Here is a 1,049-nt window from a genome sequence, read left to right as displayed (position 1 = left end):
GCGCATCTCCAGATCGGAGAAGCCCCACTCGCCCTGCAGACGGTTGCGGCGTTCGCGCGGCATCTCCGGCATCTGCGCGGCCAGACGCTCGATGTGCTCCTTGGTGATGTGCAGCATCACCAGATCCGGATCCGGGAAGTAGCGGTAGTCGTCCGCGTCGGACTTGACGCGCCCGCCGGCGGTGGTCTGCGAGGCCTCGTCCCAGTGGCGGGTCTCCTGCAGCACCTCGCCGCCGTCGTTCAGGATGGCGGCCTGGCGGCGGATCTCGTACTGGATGGTCTTCTCGATGCCGCGGAACGAGTTCACGTTCTTGGTTTCGGAACGGGTGCCGAACGGGTCGGTCGGGTTGCGGCGCAGCGACACGTTCACGTCGGCGCGCATGTTGCCCTGCTCCATGCGGGCGTGCGAGATGTTCAGCGCACGCACGATGTCGCGCAGCGTGCGCATGTAGGCGCCGGCGATTTCCGGGCCGCGGTCGCCCACGCCCTCGATCGGCTTGGTGACGATCTCGATCAGCGGCACGCCGGCGCGGTTGTAGTCGACCAGCGAATGGTCCGCGCCCTCGATGCGGCCGTCGGCGCCGCCGACGTGCGTGTTCTTGCCGGCGTCGTCCTCGATGTGGGCGCGTTCGATCGGCACGCGGAAGATCGTGCCGTCATCCAGTTCCACGTCCAGGTAGCCGTTGCCGTTGGTCGGCTTGTCGTACTGGGAGATCTGGTAGTTGCGCGGCATGTCCGGGTAGAAGTAGTTCTTGCGGGAGAACTGGCTCCATTCGGCGATCTCGCAGTGCAGGGCCAGGCCCAGCTTGATCGCGTAGTCCACGGCGGCCTCGTTGAGCACCGGCAGGGAGCCGGGCAGACCGAGGGAGACCGGGGTCAGCTGCGTGTTCGGATCGCCGCCGAACTCCACATGCGCCGGGCAGAACAGCTTGGTGTTCGTGCTCAGCTCGACATGCGTCTCCAGGCCGATGACCGGGTCGAACTGCTTGACGGCATCGGCGTACTTCATCAGTTTTTCAGCCATAATGTCTTGCTCCCCCGATGCTTCAC

At 65.9% G+C, this 1,049-nt stretch carries 1 protein-coding gene; it reads right to left on the bottom strand.

What is annotated here, in order from left to right:
- The coding region (gene gatB / locus H9626_RS15600; protein WP_191710679.1) for an Asp-tRNA(Asn)/Glu-tRNA(Gln) amidotransferase subunit GatB at window positions 1–1,023 on the bottom strand (1,023 nt) is incomplete at its 3' end.
- Window positions 1,024–1,049: the final 26 nt, after the last annotated feature.

This window comes from Phocaeicola faecium (assembly GCF_014837055.1).
GTDB classification, from domain to species: domain Bacteria; phylum Bacteroidota; class Bacteroidia; order Bacteroidales; family Bacteroidaceae; genus Phocaeicola; species Phocaeicola gallinarum.
This window is presented reverse-complemented; position numbering and strand designations above follow the sequence as displayed.